This window comes from Streptomyces melanogenes (assembly GCF_014649795.1).
Taxonomy (GTDB): Bacteria; Actinomycetota; Actinomycetes; order Streptomycetales; family Streptomycetaceae; genus Streptomyces; species Streptomyces noboritoensis.
The window spans coordinates 52,154-69,131 of record NZ_BMTS01000026.1 but is presented as its reverse complement, the minus strand read 5'-3'; the positions used below and the strand labels follow the sequence as shown (position 1 = coordinate 69,131).

Sequence of the window (16,978 nt, the reverse complement as noted above, 5' to 3'; positions counted from 1 at the left end):
CAGATCCCACCACCGGAGGCCGGCGCGTCAGCAACTCGGGCCGGCCTTGTATCCCGCATTACCTACGCTCAAAGGAGCTCTGTGCGAATGAACATCCGCAGGAAACTCGCCGCAGCTGCCATGACGGCCGGACTGGCCGCCGGCGCACTGGCCATGGCCAGCCCGGCCAACGCGACGGTCACGTGGGTCTCGTGCCCGGTGAAGCCTGGCTATATCCAGGTCAACAGCAACACCCACCCCTCGTTCTGCTACACCGGTTCCGGGGAGGGCTGGGCCAACATCGACAGCACCACGTCGGTGCAGTCGGCCGGCCCGTGGGGGCACATCGTCGACCTTCACTCGGGCGGCCGCTACTACTACTCGAGCTATACCACCACGCCGATGCCGTATGTCTGGACGGATCGAGTCGATCTCTACCAGTAGAGACCCACTTGGCCCGGGGGCTTTGAGTTGAAGGCGGCTGGCCGAACCTGCATCGGGTGCGGTCAGCCGCCGTCTCGCACACCAAGGCAACGTCTGCATAGTAGAAATGATCATCAAATGCGTGGGGTCAAGATCACAGCAGCACTACTCGCCTCCGTCGCAATCGCAGGATGCGGCACCACTCGTTCGCCAGGGCGTTCCACGGCACCTCCACCGCCGCTCGGCCCAGTACCGACGATCACCTCACCCGATGCCATTTCCCTGCCGATCGACGCATACACTCCGAGCCAGAGCGAGGAGGACGCCCTGGGGCATGCGGCTGCGATTTCATTCGCGCAATGCATGCAGAGGTTCGGGTTCCAGGAACCCAAGAAGCTGACGCCCGACGCTCAACCTGCCGCCGTACTGCACAATCTGAGGGCGCGAAGTCCGCTCTATGGGTTCTTTGACCCGAGCGTCGCGCACACTGAGGGTTACGGTGTTGTGCGTTCCGCCAGTGGAGATACCACGGCACGTACAGCAGCGGCCAAGCCGCCAACCCGTGTAGAGGAGAGCCTGATCACAGGACATGACGCGTCAGGCACCCGGATAGCCAGTTACGACGGAAAGCCGGTACCCCGGGAGGGGTGTCAAGGGTACGCCTTTGCGGCGGTCGGCGGCTCATTGCCAGGAGTCGGAAGTACCCACGACATGCCCGACGGTGGCCCTGACGTGCCGCTTGCCGATCCCAGGATCACCTCGATCAACAAACAGTGGTCGGGCTGCATGGAGGCGAAGGGATTCAATTACCCTGCACCGGTCGCGGCCATCTCCGATCCGAGATGGAAGCCAGACCCTAAAAACATCGAACATTACATGCCATCCCGCGAGCAAATCACAGTGGCATCAGCCGACATGGACTGCAAACTGTCACTCAATCTCATCGGAGTCGCTGTAGCGGTAGCCACCGCATATCACAAGCAATACATCGCATCACACGCCACTGAACTGGCTGAGTATAGAAAGAACTTCAAGAACCGCCTCGCGAAGGCAACCGCCATCATTGCCAGCGAGGACAGTCACTGACGACGAGCGTGCAGGTGAGAACTGGAACGACGAGCGCATGGCAGCAGAGGCCGATAGCAGCACCTCGCTAGGGTTGTCCCTCAAAGACCCGCCCGGCCGAAGAAGAGGAGACGGCCATCCGAACGGTCACTGCGCTCTCAGCCGGTGAAAGCCCGTACGGTACAGCCTGATTGTCCGCCCGACTCCGCATACAGCGACTGCGGCCTGCACCCGCAGGCCACGGTTTCTCGCTGCGCGTGTAGTCGGCCAGCCGCCGAGCTCAGGCCGCCGCAGGTGGTGGCGTGAGCGCGTGGCACCCGACGAGGCAACCGCCCTCAGCATGCCTGTCGACGGGGTTTGTCGGTGGGCAAGAACAACCACCCACACCCACCAACCCCTTTGTCCCACCCTCACGGTGTGATCGTGGCGTACCCCATGAACGCACCGGCCGACGGTATGTCGCACCCCATATGGCGGGGACCGTCTACGGCTCGCGGTCGCAGGGATACACGTACACCTCTCCTGGAACTCCACTGCCCCTGAAGAGGGTTGCCCCGGAGCGCGAGAGTATGTGCGCCCTTGCCAGCGCCGTTCAGGGTTGTTCACCATGTGCGCACACGGTTTCTCTGGACCAACCTCCGTGCATCACACGAGGTTTGTGTCGAGGCCGCTGTTCATCCACCTCGCGCTGGAAGGTACCCCCGCCATGTCTGCTTCCACGTCTGCCCTGACCTGCCTGCCTGCCCGCCTGCGTGCCATGTCCGCAGCCGGTGCCGTCGCCATCGTCGCGACGGCGGCGCTCACCCTGACCGCAACTCCCCATGCCACCGCGGCCCCTCACCTCGTGAGCACACCGCAGGTGTCCGCCCGCGTCCTGGACCAGTGGATCGGCAGGGCTCTGGACGTCATGAAGGCCAAGCACATCCCCGGCTCCTACGCCGCCATCCTGCGAAACATCAGGCGCGAGTCCGGCGGCAACCCCCGGGCCGTGAACAACTGGGACTCCAACGCCCGCGCCGGCACCCCCTCCAAGGGGCTGCTCCAGGTCATCGACCCCACGTTCCGACGCTTCCACGTCGCGGGCACGGCATGGGACATCTTCGACCCCGTGGCCAACATCGCCGCCGCCTGCAACTACGCGGCTCACACCTACGGCTCCATCGACAACGTTCATTCCGGGTACTGACCCCTTCGATACGGGCACACCGCTGCGCAGCGGTGTGCCCGACGGCCCAGCGCACCGCAGGAGGCTACGTTTGGGCCGGCCCCCCGTTCGGCGGTGCGGGCGTCACGGGCCGGTTTGCTTCCGGTGTGGCCTGGCCCACGGCGTCGTGGGCGGCCAGGGCGGCGCGCAGGGTCAGGGTGTCGGCGCCCCGGGAGGCGTCCAGACCGGTGAGTTCGGTGGCCTTGCGCAGCCGGTAGTCGACCGTGTTCGGGTGCACCTGGAGCCGGGCGGCGGCCCGGCGCCGGTCGAGTCCCCGTGCCAGGAAGGCGCGCAATGTGTCGAGCAGCTCCGGACGATCGTCGAGCGGGTCGAGCAGCGCTGCCAGCCCCGCCCTGGCCGGGCTCGGCCGGCTCAACTGGTACTCCAGCAGCACGTCGTCCAACAGGTACAGCCCAGGTCCCCGCCCGGACGCCTCCGCCACCGCACGCACCTCCCCGGCGAGCCGGGCAGCCTCCGCGACGCCTTCGGGCGCCGCGATCGTCGCTGCGGCCAGCAGCTCGGCACCGCACATCCGGCCGAGCTGCTCGACCAGATCGGACAGCCGCGCCCGGTTCGCCCGGCCGAAGTCGTCCGGCGACGTCGTACACGGCATCAGCACCAACCCACCCCCGCCGGACAGGACGGAGAGCGGAACGCCACTCGTCTGGCGCTGGATCTCGTTGCGCAACCGCCGGAGCTTGCGGCGGGCGGCGACCGCGTGGTTCACCCCGGGCACCAGCTCGTCCGGATGCGGCCCCATCGCGATGCTCAGCACCAGGTAGCGGGCCGGCAGCTGAATGCCGGCCCGGTCCGCCGCGCCCTGGGGGCTGCCGCCCTCCAGCAGCCGCGACAGCAGCGACTGCAGCGCGACCTGCTCGTCACTCAGCGCGGTCTGCCGCTCCTGCACGTACCCGGCGGCCACCTCGCAGCTCACCAACCGCAGATACGCGAGCAGTTGGCGCTGCACCATCAAGACGTCGGCCAAGTCGCCCGGTTCGGCCGCCGAGAAGACCTGGGCGGCGCACTCCTCCGCACCGAGGTGGTAGGCACCGACGACGGCCTCCAGCGGTACGCCCTCGTCGGCGCGCCGGGCCGACGACTCGCGGATGGCCGCCGCCTCGGCCTGCCCCGGCATCTCCCCGGTGCGCAGGACCCCCGCGAAGGTCCGTATACCGCGGGTCACCTGCTTGGCGATGTCGCCGCCGAGGTGCTCCGCCGGCAGCGTCCCGTACACGGGGAGCCGCTCGACCAGCCGTATCATCACGGCACGTTCCAGCCCACCAGCCGCGTCCTGGAGCCGTTTGTGCACCGGCACACCGCCGAACCGCGGCACCTTGTTGCGCTCCTCGGCGTTGGATCCGGTCACAATTCACCTCGCACATCTCTGTTCCCCGCCCCGGAGACGGGGCCGCTGACCAGCCCCATGATGTTTCCGGGACATCACCTACTGGTTGGTAACACGACTGGCTAGTGGATGGCCAGATGCGGCAGGACCTCGGCCGCGTCGTTGACCGCATTCCCCTGCCGGGGACCGCCGCCCCGGCCGACCCGACGTGTCGCACACCGGCCCGTGCCGGCGCGTCGCCCCCCAGGAATCGAGGACCGCATGTCCAAGGCAGCTGTTCGCCTGATCTCCGTCGCTGTCGCCGCCGCAGCCATGGCCGCCACGCCCGTCGCCACCGCCGTCGCGGCCACACCGGCCGCCGCGACGGCCTCGGCGAGCGACCCGTTCTACGCCTACTCCGGCAGCGAGCCGCTGTCCTCGTTCGCGCCGGGCACCGTACTCAAGACGCGGACCCTGCCGTACCACGTCATTGGCATCCCCACGCCCCTCAAGGCGGTCCAGCTGCTGTACCGCACCACCGACGCCCAGGGCCGCCCGGCCGCCAACGTGACCACTGTGGTGCGCAGTCTGACCGGCGACAGCAGCAAGGCCGTCTCCTACCAGTCGTTCTACGATTCGCTCAACCCGCAGGACAGCCCCTCCCGGGCGATCGCCGGTGACGTCACCCTGGGCGGTGCCATCCCCAACGCGGAGGCCCTCTTCATCACGCCGCTGCTGCTGCAGGGCTACAACCTCGTCATCCCGGACACCGAGGGGCAGCAGGCGAACTTCGCCGCCGGACCGGAGTACGGCACCAACACCCTCGACTCCATCCGCGCCGCGACGAAAGCGGCCGAGACGGGGCTCAACTCCAGCACGTCGTTCGGCCTCATCGGCTACTCCGGCGGCGCCATCGCGACCAACTGGGCCGCCACGCTCGCACCGAGCTACGCACCGGACGTCAACCGCCGGCTGGTCGGCTACGCCGAGGGCGGCCTGCTCGTGGACCCGGCACACAACCTGAAGTACGTCGACGGCTCACTGGCCTGGTCCGGCGTCATCCCCATGGCCGTCATCGGCGTCTCCCGCTCGTACGACATCGACCTCAAGAGCTACCTCAACAGCTACGGCCTGAGCGTCTACAAGGACCTCCAGCGCGGCTCGATCATCAACGCCCTCGGCCACTACCCGGGGCTGACCTGGAAGAAGATGGCGAAGCCGGAGTACGCCAACCCCAACTCGATCCCCGCCTTCCTGACGGCGATGAACAAGCTCAACCTCGGCTCCGCCGCCACCCCGACCGTCCCGGGGTTCATCGGCCAGGGCAACGGAGGCGTCCTGGAGGGGACCTTCAGCAACCGTCCCGGCATCGGCACGGGCGACGGCGTGATGGTCGCCGGCGACGTGCGCTCACTCGCCCGCCAGTACTGCGCCACCGGCAGCTCCCCCGTCAAGTACAACCAGTACGACCTGCTCAGCCACACAGGCGCGACCCTCGCCTGGGCACCCACCGCGCTGGGCTGGCTCAACGACCGCTTCGCGGGCCGCACCGCGCCGTCCGACTGCGGCCGGATCGCCAGCGGCAACTCGCTCGCCCCGGAAGAGCCCGCTCCGCTGTCGTGATCCGTGGCCGACCCGCCCTCACGGAACCCGGCATCGCCGCGTCTGCGGCCGCGCTGAGCTCCTGCCGAACCACGGCACTCACCACCGACGCCCGCGCGGGGCGGCGATGCCGGGCCCCGTGAGCGGCGGTGGCGGCCGGTCCGCACGGACGCACGACCTCCTCACCCGATCGTGAGTTCCTGCGGCCACCGGCCGGGCGTGCCGCGATGCTGGGTCTGACGGGCCGGGCGCCCGCTCGGCCGTGCCGTAGGTGAGGGGATGCCATGACCGGGGACACGGGACGGCCCAGGGGCCTGGACGAGACGACCGTCCTGTTGGCGGCGGGCCTTGCCGACCTGGCAGTGAGCACACTGGGGTCGGCCCTGGGCACCGTGTGGGCAGCGTTACACCGCTCGGACGCCGCCGAACTCGCGGCGGACGCCGAGCACGATCTGCTGGCGCGCGGCCGCCTGGTGATGGACCGCTACGCAGCCGCCCCACCCGCCCACCTGGAGATCCTCGCCCAGCACGCACTGGCCCGGCGGGCCGGCGATGATGCCTGACCGGTGGGATGCGGCCGCGTTCAAGACGCGGGTCGACGCCGTACTGCACCCCTTCGTGGCCGCGGAAGCCGTACAGCTGACGGCCATCGATCCCCTTCTCGACCCGGTGGCACGCGAGTTGGAGTCCGCCGTCGCCGACGGCAAGCGGCTGCGGTCGGCATTCTGCTACTGGGGCTGGCGCGCGGCAGGGCAGCCGGACAGCGACGCGATGGTGCGAGCGGCGGCCTCGATGGAGCTGGTGCACGCCGCCGCGGTCGTCCATGACGACCTCATCGACGACAGCCCGCTGCGGCACGGCAGGCCCACACCGCACATCACACTACGCGGCGCGGTACGCCGTCGGCCGCGCGCCGCAGCCGCCGCGAGATCACTCGCGATGCTGGTGGGCGACCTGCTGATGTCGCTCGCCGGCCAGCTCTTCGCCACCAGCGGCCTGCCTGCCGCCTACCTCGCGCGAGCCCGCTCGCTGTGGTCGCTGCTCGCCCGGGAGCTGATCGCGGGCGAATGCCTGGAGATCCTGCGCACCGGCAGCCTTCCGGACACCTCGGCGTCACTGAAGGTCATCCGGTACAAGACCGCCAAGTACACCGTGGAACAGCCCCTGCTGATCGGTTCCGCCCTCGCCGGAGGCGGCGAGCGACTGCGGCAGGGCTACTCCGCGTACGGGCTGCCGCTGGGAGAGGCCTTCCAGCTCCGGGACGATCTGCTCGGGCTGTTCGGCGACCCGCAGCGTACCGGCAAGACCACCGCGGACGATGTGCGCGGCCACCGGCCCACCGCCCTTCTGGCCGAGACATGGCGCCTGGCCGATGAGAGCGAGCGGCAGCGGCTCGGCTCGCTGCTCGGCCGCCGTGACCTGGATGAGCAGGCACTGGCCGAGGTCCGCGCCGTAATGCGCCGGGTGAAGGCCCCCGACCGTATCGAAGCCATGATCACCGATCGGGTCGAGGAGGCCCTGGCCACGCTGCACACCCTCAACGCGCCGCCACCCGCCACGGCCGCCCTGACCGCACTGGCGCGCTCCGCCGCGATCCGCCTGTCCTGACCCGCCCCACACAAGGCCGTGCCTGCCGCCCTACGGACAGCCGCTGTCTGCCGCCGACCACCCGTCAAGGACGAGGAGTGCTGCCATGACCTACACCGAGGCATCCATGGACGCCCTGCGGCACGCCGGTGACGAACTCGCCGACGCCACCGTGGCCACGCTGTTCGAACGGGGGGAGGTGGGCAAGTTCAACACCCTGATGCGGTACGTCTCCACCGTCGGCGCCCCCTTGCCGGACGGGCTGCCCGACGTGGCGCGGGAGTACCTCCAGGTCACCAGTACACCGCCGACCTGGGTGGACTGGGGCGAGATGGAGCGGGCCCGGCTCTTCTTCATCGACAACAACGTGCACATCTCCACCGCCCTGTCCTTCGCCTCCATGCCGGCCTGCTACGTCGTCCCACACGTGGCGAAGCTCCTCTCCGCCACCCACGGCCTGAAGTACCCCTCCAAACGGATGGCGGAGACCGGGCAGTTCACCGTCTACCTGATGCAACCCGACGCCTTCGAGGCAGGCAGCCGGTTCATCCCCGCGGCCCAGAAGGTCCGCCTCCTGCACGCCTCCATCCGCCACCACCTCAAACGCGAGAACCACTGGGACACCGCAACGCTCGGAACGCCGATCTGCCAAGAGGACATGATCGGCGGACAGATGTTCTTCTCCCTGCTCGTCCTGGACAGCCTGCACCGCCTCGGCATCCACATGTCCACCGAAGGCGCCGAGGCGTACTACTACGCCTGGCGCGTGGTCGGCGCCATGCTCGGCATCGACCAGGACGCCGTCCCCACCACCCTTGACCAAGCACGGCAGTTCCTCGACCTGTACATGGTCCGCCACATGGCCCCCTCCGACGAAGGCGCCTATCTCACCCGGCAACTCATCGACCTCTACGAGGAGATCGTGCCCGGCACCTTCTTCGACCCGATCGTCTCCGCGGTCATCCGCCACCTCATCGGCGACACCTGCGCCGACTGGCTCCAGGTACCGCGCAGCCGCTGGGACACCGTGGTCAAGACCGTGCCGCACCTCCTCGGCGTACTGGAGACGATCGAGGACCGCTCTCCCCTCGGGGCCTGGGCGCTCGACCGCCTCGGCCACCTCACCGCCGTCCTGGAACTGTCCTCCCTCACCCGCGGGCGCGTCATGCACTACGCCATTCCGGAACAGCTCAAGAAGGACTTCGGCGTCGATGGGACGGTGTCCCGCACCCACCGGTGGACACCACCGGCTGCCACGGTGTCTCCCTGACACCCGAAGTCCTTCGACCGGGCGCGTTCCGCTGCCGAGGTGTCCCACGCGATGTCTTGCAGGCAGATCAAAACCGACGCTCCCCCACCCCCACCCCCCACTCGCCTCTCACTGCGACCGAAGGCTGACCACAAGGTCGTGGGGCAGGCCGTGCGTGTCGTGAAGGTAGTGGAAGTCCTCCTCCTTCAAAGGGCCTTGGAACCGGGGCCGGGCAAGGACCTGCCGACCGCGTTCCAGGAGCCGCCGGAAGCGGTTCTCCTCCTCCAGGAGCATCCGGTGCACCTCGCTGGGCTCTTTTTCCTGGCGGAAATGGTCCAGGGTGTGGGAGACCAGCTCCTGCGGGAGGTCTCCCAGAGTGCGCGAGGAATCGTCCTGCCAGACAACGGTGAGCAGGCGCCGCACCAGGCGGCGCAGCACGTAGCCCTGTCCCGTGGCGGCCGGACGCACGCCATCGCCCAGTACCACGATGGCTGAACGCAGGTGGTCGTAGACCACTCGCAGCGGCACCTCGTCCAAAGGCCACAGGGTCGGCACCAGGCGGCGCCAGGGTTCGAAGACGTCGGATTCGAACACCGAGGATGTGCCTTGCAGCAGCGAGGCCAGGCGTTCCAGACCGAGCCCGGTGTCGATGTTGCGCTGGGGCAGCGGAACGAGGGAGCCGTCCTCAAGGCGGCGATAGCGCATCATCACGTGGTTCCAGACCTCTACCCAGCGGTCGTCGTGTGTGGGTGTCGAGGTGGGCGGGGTGTCTCCGCTCCAAAGGAAGATCTCCGAGTCGGGGCCGCACGGGCCCACCGGCCCGTTCGACCACCAGTTGTCCTTTACGGTGAGCTCGACAGGAACGCCGTGGTTCTGCCACACCTGCAAGGAAGCGGTGTCGGGCCCCACCTGGTCGTCTCCGCCAAAGACCGTGGCATGCAGCAGGCCCGGGTCGACACCCAGTCCCTCGGTCAGCAGCCTGTAGCCCCAGTCCAGGCTCTGCGGGCCCTCGTAGTCGCCCAGCGACCAGGTGCCGAGCATCTCGAAGACCGTCAGGTGCGTGGCATCACCGACCTCCTCCAGATCCGTGGTGCGCAGACAGCGCTGCACATTGACCAGGCGCCGGCCCAGCGGATGGGGGCGCCCCTCCAGATGGGGGGTGAGCGGGTGCATGCCGGAGGTGGTGAACAGCACCGAGTCGCCCGGGGGCGGCAACAGCGTCGAGCCGGAGATCCGGTGGTGATCACGCTCCTCGAAGTACTCGACGAACGTGCGGACAATCGTCTCCGTGTCCATGAAAGGGGCTCCTTGCCATCACGGTGGGAAGGCGCCGGAGAACGGGACCACGCCGGTCATTGCACCGCAGCAAGAAGCCAAGAACGCCACGCAACCACCGACAGGCCGTTTCCGGTCGCCGGTGGGAAAGGGGAGAAATCAGACGGCGGCAACCGGCGAGCTGGTCGCTCGCGCGGTCGCGATGTTGGTTCTGCCCCTGACGTTCATACGGCCACCATAACGCCCCAGACTCTGCCGAGCACATGGTTTTCCCCACCGCAACGCCCGACGCGGCCTTCGCCCACCCCGTCCCCACCGTCAGCCTCCACCCGCCGCCTTGACGCGCAGCCGGACACACGCGGCAGGGAAGCGACACGGCCGGTCCGAGGCCCAGTCGCTTCAGCCACTGACAAAGCCGACTGGCCATTGAAGTTGCTGTAAGTGACCACCGGGCCCCATGATGCGGCAGGCGGTTCCCGCCACTCACTTCAGCACCGCTCATCCCGTGGGGGGATCTGTCCATATGGGCGCTTCACTGCGCGCCTTGCGCGTTCTCGTCCTGCTCGCCGGCTTCTACCTGCTCGGCGTCTTCCTGCTGGCCGCCCTCGCGGGCGCCGACTACGCCGTCTTCACCTACTTGCAGGGCCCGATCGTCTACAAGATAGTCATCCCCTCCCTTGTCTTCGTGATCCCGATCGTGCGCGGCATGTTCATGCTGCGCACCCCCAAGGACGACGCGCCGACCGGCATCACCGTCACCGTCACCGAGGCCCAGGAGCCCGCGCTGTGGGAGGCCGTGCGTGACGTCGCCCGGCAGGTCGGCACCCGCGCACCGGACGAGATCGTGCTGATCGAGAAGGTGAACGCGGCCGTCAGCGAGGAGTCCTCACTGATGGGCCTGCGGCCCGGTACCCGTCGCCTCTACCTCGGCCTGCCGCTGATGATGGGCATGGACGAGATGCAGCTGCGCGCCGTGCTCGCCCACGAGATGGGCCACTACGCCAACTTCGACACCCGCCTCACCCCCCTGATCGCCCGCGGCCGAGCCCAACTGATCCGCACGATCGCCCACTTCCACGAGCGCTCCGCCCAGAAGATCGCCAATGAGCGCGCGAGGCAGGACAAGCACGCCGCCAAGCGGATCGCCAAGGGCAGGAGGGCAACGAAGGTCGACACCCCGGGCCTGGGTGCGGCATACCGCGGCATGGCCAACGTCTACACGGCGTACGGCAACTTCTTCATGCGCACCACCCTCGCAGCCGCCCGCCGCCAAGAACTCGCGGCCGACCTCGCCGCGGTCCGCGTCGCCGGTCGCGACGCCGCCGCATCCGCCCTGCGCAAGCTCAACGCCCTCGACTCGGCACTGGACTTCTACATGAGCTCCTACGCCACCCTCGGCGTCGGCGCCGGCCTACTGCCCCGCCCCGGCCAGGTGTTCGGCGGACTGCGCAACCTGCTCGACGCCCGCGCACAAGAGCTGGAAAAGCTGAGCCGGGAGCTCGCGACCGAGCCCACCTCCCCCTACGACTCCCACCCCCCTCTCGCCGAACGCGTGGCCCGCCTCGAAGCCCTGCCCGACGACGGCCGCGCCGGGCAGGCCGCCCGCCCGGCCATGGAACTGCTGGCCGACGCGAACGCGGCGCTGACCGCGCTGGAGCAGGCCGTCCTGACCCCGCAGGCCCTCGCCCTCAAGCGGGTGGACTGGGAGGACCTCGTCCACGAGTCGATGACCGTGTACGCGGACCAGGGCGCCCAGGAGATCCGCGAGGCCTGCGCGGCCGAGGGCGCTGGCCCCGGCCTCGTCACCCTCCTTGACGCGATCGACGCCGACCCGGCGGTGCGCTGGCGGATCGCCGACCGCTTCCCCAAGTCCGAGCAGGCGGCAGCCGCGACGGGCGACGCGGCCCGCGAGTTCGCCCGCCCCGTCGTGCGGCGCGCCCTGAACCAGCTGGTGACCGTAGAACTGGCAGCGGGTGGCGCCCTTCGCTGGCAGCTCTCCTGGTCCCACCCGGCCGCCCCGAGCTACCCGACGGACGACTTCGAGGGCCTGCTTGAGGCGGCCCTGGACGCGACGGTCGCCGACCAGCCCGACACCGAACCCCTGCGAAAGCTGGTACTTGCCCGGGCATCGGTCTGATCACCCACGGAGTCCCCCGGGGTTCACGGCTGTCTCCTGCAGGATGGGGCCGTCAGCGGGCCACGAACTGCGTGAGGATCGCCTGCACCTCGTAGATGTCGACCCCCTTCGTGAACGTCTTCTGCAGTGGCGTCGGGTTGCTGGAGATCCAGATCTTCAGCTCCGCGTCGAGGTCGAAGTGCCCGGCCGTCTCCACCGAGAAGTGGGTGATGCTGCGGTACGGCACCGAGTGGTACTCGACCTTCTTGCCGGTGATCCCCTGCTTGTCGACCATGATCAGGCGACGGTCGGTGAACAGCATGGTGTCGCGTATCAGCGTGTACGCGGCGTATACCTGCTCGCCGTGGCCGAGCAGCCGCCCGTACTCGCTCTGCGCCTTCGCCGGGTCGACGGTGTGCGCGTTTCCGAACAGTGCCATGTCAGGCCCCCCACTCGATCGATCTTTAGCCCCCGCATCCCTGGTGAAATGCGGGATCTTGCCCCACTGTATACGGGGGCAGGCGAGGGGAGTCGAAGGTCTGTACGACTTGGAGACCTCAGGAATCGCACGAGAGCCGCTCCGGGCCCAACTTGCCTTGTCAGCCGTACAGCCGACTCCACCGGCCAGGCGCGGGGCAACACCTCTGGTGGAGGGGCATGTCGGGGAGTTCACGCCCTGGGACGGGTGAACAGTCGGCCGGTGACCTTGCCCAGAGCCAGTGCCTTGATGGCATCGTTGAGCTCGGTGAACGGTGTTTCGCTCAGTTCGGGCCTGATCGCGCCTTGTGACAGAAGTGCATACACACGCTCTATCTCCTCCTTGCTGGCCCCGATCGAACCGCGAAGGTCGACATACTTCATGACCAGCTCTGCGGTGTTGAAGGTCGAGGTATCACGGCCGAGGCCGACCAGGACCACTCGGCCGCCGGGGCGGACCACCCGTACCGCCGCTGCGATCGTGTCGCCCATGCCGGCGAAGTCCACCACGAGGTCAGGCTCCACCGGTAGCAGGGCGTCGGGGTCGAGGAAGCAATCCTTCGCCCCAGCTGCCCATGCCGCGCCGAACGTGTGTGGGTTGACATCGACTCCATAGACGGTGGCCCCGCACAGCGTCGCAACCCGAACACCGTTGAGGCCAAGACCCCCGAGGCCGATAATCGCGACAACGTCGTCGAGAGAGGCCCTGCCCACGGTGCGCACAGCTCGATAGGCCGTGGCGACGGCATCCGTGGCCACCGCCGCCTGAGCGAACGGGACGTTCTCCGGTATAGGCAACAGAGTCCGGGCATCAGCCAGCATTTGCTCCGCGAAGGCTCCATCCACGCCCACCCCGTACGGCACGCTCATCGGATGGGCGATGGTCGCGACGCCTACGCGGTCACCCACCGCGAACCCCTCGACCCCGTCACCCAGGGCCGAGATCACTCCGGCACCTTCGTGTCCGAGGGTGAGGGGCACGGGCACAGCCACAGTCCAATCGTCGCCTTTCCCACGAACGATATGGACATCGGAGCCGCAAATCCCCGCCGCCTCGATGTCGACAACAACCCAACCCGGCCGGGGCTCGGGATCGGCCACCTCTGCCAGCCGCAGCGGCATTCCCCGCCCTAGAAAGCGCATTGCTCGCATGATCACGGACCTCTCTACGGAGAGCGTGTCGCCGCCTCGACCGGCGGGCAGATCCCTTCGGACCCTGAGCGGCCGCCCCTGGCACGTGGCGGGGAATACGAGCGGCTTGGAACGTCCACTGACCGCTGGCTGCGATCCGGCAACACACTGCCCGTGCGCACGGCTGTCGGCGCCAGGATCCGACACGGCGCGGCTGAGCCGACGCTGCGGGATCGCAAGGGGTTGATCTCGGCTCCGAAGGTACAGAGACCCCCAGGGAGTGGCAACCGGTGACATTACGTTCTGTCACTACGGGCCACGGCACTGGGGGCTCCCTGTACGGGGTCTGGGAAAGCAGCACCCACCTTGACGGAGTCGACGACAGGGGGAGAGCGCATGCCTCAGGCAGCGCGCCATCCGCAGGCCTGCACGACTAGCGCTTGGGTGCTGCTGCTCAGAGCCTCGTCTCGTACCTGGTCAGGACCACACCGCCGGGAAACGTCCGCGTCTCCACCAGGTTCAGGTTCACCCAGCTGTCCAGCGCGGTGAAGAACGGTGTGCCGCTGCCCACCAGGACCGGATGGGCGGCGATCGCGTACTCGTCGATCAGCCCGGCGCGCATGGCCGCCCCGGCGAGCGTTGCGCCGCCGATGTTCATCGGGCCGCCGTCCTCGGCCTTGAGCCGGGTGATCTCGGCGATCGCGTCGCCGGTGACCAGGCGGGTGTTCCAGTCGACCTTGCGCACCGTCGAGGAGAACACCACCTTCGGCGTGTCCCGCCAGTTCCGCGCGAACTCGATCTCCGCCGGGGTGGCGCCCGGCTGCTGGTCGCCGGTCGGCCAGTAGGAGCTCATCGTCTCCCACAGCCTGCGCCCGTACAGCGACAGGTCACACGCCCGCTCGTGGTCGAGCCACCACTGGAACAGCTCGTCGCTCGGCGGTCCGCTCCAGCCGATGTCGTCGCCGGCCGCGGCGATGTAGCCGTCCAGGGTCAGGTTCATGCCGTAGATCAGTTTCCGCACGGCCCAGCCTTCCGTTCGTGGGTGTCCGGCGGATAGACCAGCGCGGCACGGGAAACTCATCGCTGCGTGATCCGGGCTCGCCGGTAGACCTCGTGCTCGGGGCTCAGCGTGGCGTACTCGGCCGAGTCGGCGGTCACGCCGGATCGGCGCCAAACGTCCGGGGCTAGACCCGACAACAGATGGCCTCGCTGCACGTAGAGACCCGATCAGTTAGCCCAGACAATGGGCGATCACCGAATATTGGCCAAATAAACGCGATGAACTCAGGGCATTGATCGGATGTCTGACGTGCCCTACGGTGGCGCCGTCCGGCCAACTGCACGCCTCCTCAGAGGAGCAAGGCATGTCCAGAAAGCCCATGGACCAACCAGCACCACACCGCAGCACGTGGCGGTCCGCAATCGCCGGGCTCGGTGTGCTCGCGGCGTTCGGTGGCAGCCTCGTCTGCGCCGTGCCCGCAGCCGCGGCCGCGCCGACCCCGAATCCCGTCGTCGCGATCAGCCCGACCGACACCTCCGCGCAGATCCTCGAGAAAGCGGCGACGCTGACACCGTCACGCCGACAACTCGCATGGCAGCGCGAGGAGCTGACCGGGTTCGTCCACTTCGGCCCGAACACCTTCACCGGTGTCGAGTGGGGCTCCGGCAAGGAGAACCCGAACGTGTTCAACCCGACCGACCTGGACACCGACCAGTGGATGGCGACGTTCAAGGACGCGGGCTTCAAGAAGCTCGTCTTCACCGCCAAGCACCATGACGGCATGCTCATGTTCCAGTCGGCCTACTCCCGCCACGGAGTGTCGTCCAGCGCCTGGATGAACGGCCAGGGCGACGTCTTCAAGTCGTTCACCGACTCGGCCCGCAAGTACGGCATCAAGGTCGGCGTCTACCTGTCGCCCGCCGACGGCCACGAGTTCGAGACCAGGACGACCACCGGCACCTACGGCAACGGCAGCACGCCCAAGGCCACCCGGATCCCCAGCATCGGCGGCGGCAACGGTACGGTCTTCGACTTCACCGCCGACGACTACAACCGCTACTACATGAACACCCTGTACGAGTTGCTCACCAAGTACGGCTCGATCTCCGAGGTCTGGCTGGACGGCGCCAACCCGTGGGCCGATCAGGTCACCCAGAACTACAACTTCGCGGACTGGGTCAAGATGATCCGCACCCTCCAGCCGGACGCCGCCATCTTCCAGGACCGGGGCCCGGACGTCCGCTGGGTCGGCAACGAAGAGGGCCTCACCCAACGCGCGAGCGAGTGGTCCACACTCCCGTACAACACCGACTACGCCGACAAGCCGGCCGACCCGGCGACCGCCGCCGACACGATGCTGAACGTGCCCGACGGCAACTCCGACCTGAACCTGGGCAACGATGCCCAGCTGACCCGGCAGAGCAACGGCAGCAGCGCGTGGAGGCTACTGCGGTGGCAGCCGGCCGAGTGCGACGGGCGACTGCAGGCCCCCAACTGGTTCTGGCACCCGGGCACCACTCCGGTCTCGCTGGGAACCCTGCAGAACATGTACTACGGCTCGGTGGGCAAGAACTGCCAGCTCCTGCTGAACGTCGCCCCGGACAACACCGGCCGCATGCCTGCGGACGCGGTCACGCGCATGCATGAGTTCGGGCAGTGGATCAAGGCTCTCCACGCTGTCAACTATGCGGCCGGAGCGACCGCCGGAAATGACACCGGCACCACCAACACCAACGGCAACAACCCCGCCAACGTCCTGGACACCGACGACGCCACCGCCTGGCAGCCCACCGGGACGACCGGCGGCCTCGTGCTCGACCTCGGCTCCCCCAAGACCTTCAACACCGTGGACCTGCAGGAGAACCTCCAGGTCGGACAGCGCGTGCGGAGCTTCGCCGTCGACACCTGGAACGGCACGTCCTGGCAGCAGGCCGGCAACTCCACCACCATCGGTCACCGCCGCCTGCTCAAGCTCTCCAACAAGGTCACCACCAGCAAGGTCCGCCTGCGGATCACCGGCTCGCGGGCCCTGCCCCCGGCGATCTCCACCTTCGCCCTGTACATGGACGGCACCGGTACCAACCTGGCCCTGGGCAGGCCCGCCACCCAGTCCAGCACGCTGGACACCACCCGCTCCACCGCGGACAGGGCCGTGGACGGCAACACCAACGGCAACTACTTCGCGGGGTCGGTCACCCACACCACCGACAAGCCCCTGGACACCAACCCCTGGTGGCAAGTCGACCTCGGCTCCAGCCAGTACGTCGACTCCATCAAGCTGTGGAACCGCACGGACTGCTGCTCCGGGCGCCTGCACGACTTCTACGTCTTCACCTCCGACACCCCCTTCACCTCCACCGACCCCGACGTCACCAAGACCCAGGCCGGCGTCCGGAACACCTACCGGGCCACCGCTGTCGGCAGCACCCTGACCCTCCCCGTCGGCCAGAGCGCCCGCTACATACGCGTCCAGCTCGTCGGCTCCGACCGTCCCCTCTCCCTCGCCGAAGTCCAGGTCCTCGGCTGACATCCCCACGCGGAGGGGG

General features: G+C 68.3%; 14 protein-coding genes. 9 read left to right on the top strand and 5 right to left on the bottom strand.

Annotated features, from left to right (window positions below):
• The first annotated feature begins 87 nt into the window (after positions 1 to 87).
• The 3 genes from IE252_RS36180 to IE252_RS36170 all read left to right on the top strand — a co-directional run bounded on the left by IE252_RS36180 (position 88) and on the right by IE252_RS36170 (position 2,653).
• On the top strand, positions 88 to 423 hold the full coding sequence (locus IE252_RS36180; RefSeq protein WP_190093720.1) for a hypothetical protein: 336 nt from the start codon (positions 88 to 90) through the stop codon (positions 421 to 423).
• A 117-nt stretch (positions 424 to 540) separates the two neighbouring features.
• Entirely contained in the window at positions 541 to 1,488 is a 948-nt protein-coding gene (locus IE252_RS36175; protein ID WP_190093719.1) for a hypothetical protein, read from the top strand.
• Between the two features lie 685 nt (positions 1,489 to 2,173).
• Complete coding sequence (locus IE252_RS36170) at positions 2,174 to 2,653, top strand: transglycosylase SLT domain-containing protein (RefSeq protein ID WP_190093718.1); 480 nt, start codon at positions 2,174 to 2,176, stop codon at positions 2,651 to 2,653.
• Between the two features lie 64 nt (positions 2,654 to 2,717).
• On the opposite strand, the gene IE252_RS36165 is transcribed toward IE252_RS36170, so the two are convergent.
• Positions 2,718 to 4,037 (bottom strand): PucR family transcriptional regulator, encoded by a 1,320-nt coding sequence (locus IE252_RS36165; RefSeq protein WP_190093717.1) that lies wholly within the window; start codon positions 4,035 to 4,037, stop codon positions 2,718 to 2,720.
• 240 nt (positions 4,038 to 4,277) lie between these two features.
• Between IE252_RS36165 and IE252_RS36160 the strand changes: the two genes are divergently transcribed.
• The 4 genes from IE252_RS36160 to IE252_RS36145 all read left to right on the top strand — a co-directional run bounded on the left by IE252_RS36160 (position 4,278) and on the right by IE252_RS36145 (position 8,454).
• Positions 4,278 to 5,618 carry a lipase family protein gene (locus tag IE252_RS36160; RefSeq protein WP_190093716.1) on the top strand — a complete coding sequence of 447 codons (1,341 nt, stop codon included), beginning with the start codon at positions 4,278 to 4,280 and terminating at the stop codon, positions 5,616 to 5,618.
• Positions 5,619 to 5,881: 263 nt separating this feature from the next.
• Positions 5,882 to 6,160 (top strand): polyprenyl synthetase, encoded by a 279-nt coding sequence (locus IE252_RS36155; protein ID WP_190093715.1) that lies wholly within the window; start codon positions 5,882 to 5,884, stop codon positions 6,158 to 6,160.
• Positions 6,150 to 7,205 (top strand): polyprenyl synthetase family protein, encoded by a 1,056-nt coding sequence (locus IE252_RS36150; protein WP_190093714.1) that lies wholly within the window; start codon positions 6,150 to 6,152, stop codon positions 7,203 to 7,205. The genes IE252_RS36155 and IE252_RS36150 overlap by 11 nt, the downstream gene beginning before the upstream one ends.
• Positions 7,206 to 7,290: 85 nt before the next feature.
• Positions 7,291 to 8,454: an oxygenase MpaB family protein gene (locus IE252_RS36145; protein WP_190093713.1), complete on the top strand. Its 1,164-nt coding sequence runs from the start codon at positions 7,291 to 7,293 to the stop codon at positions 8,452 to 8,454.
• 108 nt (positions 8,455 to 8,562) lie between these two features.
• Here the strand turns inward: IE252_RS36145 and IE252_RS36140 are convergent, their stop codons facing one another.
• A complete protein-coding gene (locus IE252_RS36140) occupies positions 8,563 to 9,729 on the bottom strand; it encodes an alanine--tRNA ligase-related protein (protein WP_190093712.1) in 1,167 nt (388 codons plus the stop codon).
• A gap of 523 nt (positions 9,730 to 10,252) precedes the next feature.
• Here IE252_RS36140 and IE252_RS36135 point away from each other — a divergent pair.
• Positions 10,253 to 11,845: a M48 family metallopeptidase gene (locus IE252_RS36135; RefSeq protein ID WP_373298670.1), complete on the top strand. Its 1,593-nt coding sequence runs from the start codon at positions 10,253 to 10,255 to the stop codon at positions 11,843 to 11,845.
• A gap of 52 nt (positions 11,846 to 11,897) precedes the next feature.
• Here the strand turns inward: IE252_RS36135 and IE252_RS36130 are convergent, their stop codons facing one another.
• The 3 genes from IE252_RS36130 to IE252_RS36120 all read right to left on the bottom strand — a co-directional run bounded on the left by IE252_RS36130 (position 11,898) and on the right by IE252_RS36120 (position 14,453).
• Positions 11,898 to 12,263 carry a PH domain-containing protein gene (locus IE252_RS36130; RefSeq protein ID WP_190093710.1) on the bottom strand — a complete coding sequence of 122 codons (366 nt, stop codon included), beginning with the start codon at positions 12,261 to 12,263 and terminating at the stop codon, positions 11,898 to 11,900.
• A gap of 230 nt (positions 12,264 to 12,493) precedes the next feature.
• The gene (locus IE252_RS36125; protein ID WP_229849010.1) at positions 12,494 to 13,423 is read right to left on the bottom strand and encodes an alcohol dehydrogenase catalytic domain-containing protein; all 930 of its coding nucleotides are present in this window, start codon (positions 13,421 to 13,423) and stop codon (positions 12,494 to 12,496) included.
• A gap of 463 nt (positions 13,424 to 13,886) precedes the next feature.
• Positions 13,887 to 14,453, bottom strand: coding sequence for a dihydrofolate reductase family protein (locus IE252_RS36120; RefSeq protein WP_190093709.1), 567 nt, complete (start codon positions 14,451 to 14,453; stop codon positions 13,887 to 13,889).
• A 343-nt stretch (positions 14,454 to 14,796) separates the two neighbouring features.
• On the opposite strand from IE252_RS36120, the gene IE252_RS36115 reads away from it, so the two are divergent.
• Entirely contained in the window at positions 14,797 to 16,959 is a 2,163-nt protein-coding gene (locus IE252_RS36115) for an alpha-L-fucosidase (RefSeq protein ID WP_190093708.1), read from the top strand.
• The last annotated feature ends 19 nt before the right edge of the window (positions 16,960 to 16,978 follow it).

Excerpts from the sequence above, each read along its gene's own strand:
- IE252_RS36180 (WP_190093720.1), top strand. The coding sequence starts at position 88 with ATGAACATCCGCAGGAAACTCGCCGCAGCTGCCATGACGGCCGGACTG.
- IE252_RS36175 (WP_190093719.1), top strand. The coding sequence starts at position 541 with ATGCGTGGGGTCAAGATCACAGCAGCACTACTCGCCTCCGTCGCAATC.
- IE252_RS36170 (WP_190093718.1), top strand. The coding sequence starts at position 2,174 with ATGTCTGCTTCCACGTCTGCCCTGACCTGCCTGCCTGCCCGCCTGCGT.
- IE252_RS36160 (WP_190093716.1), top strand. The coding sequence starts at position 4,278 with ATGTCCAAGGCAGCTGTTCGCCTGATCTCCGTCGCTGTCGCCGCCGCA.
- IE252_RS36155 (WP_190093715.1), top strand. The coding sequence starts at position 5,882 with ATGACCGGGGACACGGGACGGCCCAGGGGCCTGGACGAGACGACCGTC.
- IE252_RS36150 (WP_190093714.1), top strand. The coding sequence starts at position 6,150 with ATGATGCCTGACCGGTGGGATGCGGCCGCGTTCAAGACGCGGGTCGAC.
- IE252_RS36145 (WP_190093713.1), top strand. The coding sequence starts at position 7,291 with ATGACCTACACCGAGGCATCCATGGACGCCCTGCGGCACGCCGGTGAC.
- IE252_RS36140 (WP_190093712.1), bottom strand. The coding sequence starts at position 9,729 with ATGGACACGGAGACGATTGTCCGCACGTTCGTCGAGTACTTCGAGGAG.
- IE252_RS36130 (WP_190093710.1), bottom strand. The coding sequence starts at position 12,263 with ATGGCACTGTTCGGAAACGCGCACACCGTCGACCCGGCGAAGGCGCAG.
- IE252_RS36125 (WP_229849010.1), bottom strand. The coding sequence starts at position 13,423 with ATGCCGCTGCGGCTGGCAGAGGTGGCCGATCCCGAGCCCCGGCCGGGT.
- IE252_RS36115 (WP_190093708.1), top strand. The coding sequence starts at position 14,797 with ATGTCCAGAAAGCCCATGGACCAACCAGCACCACACCGCAGCACGTGG.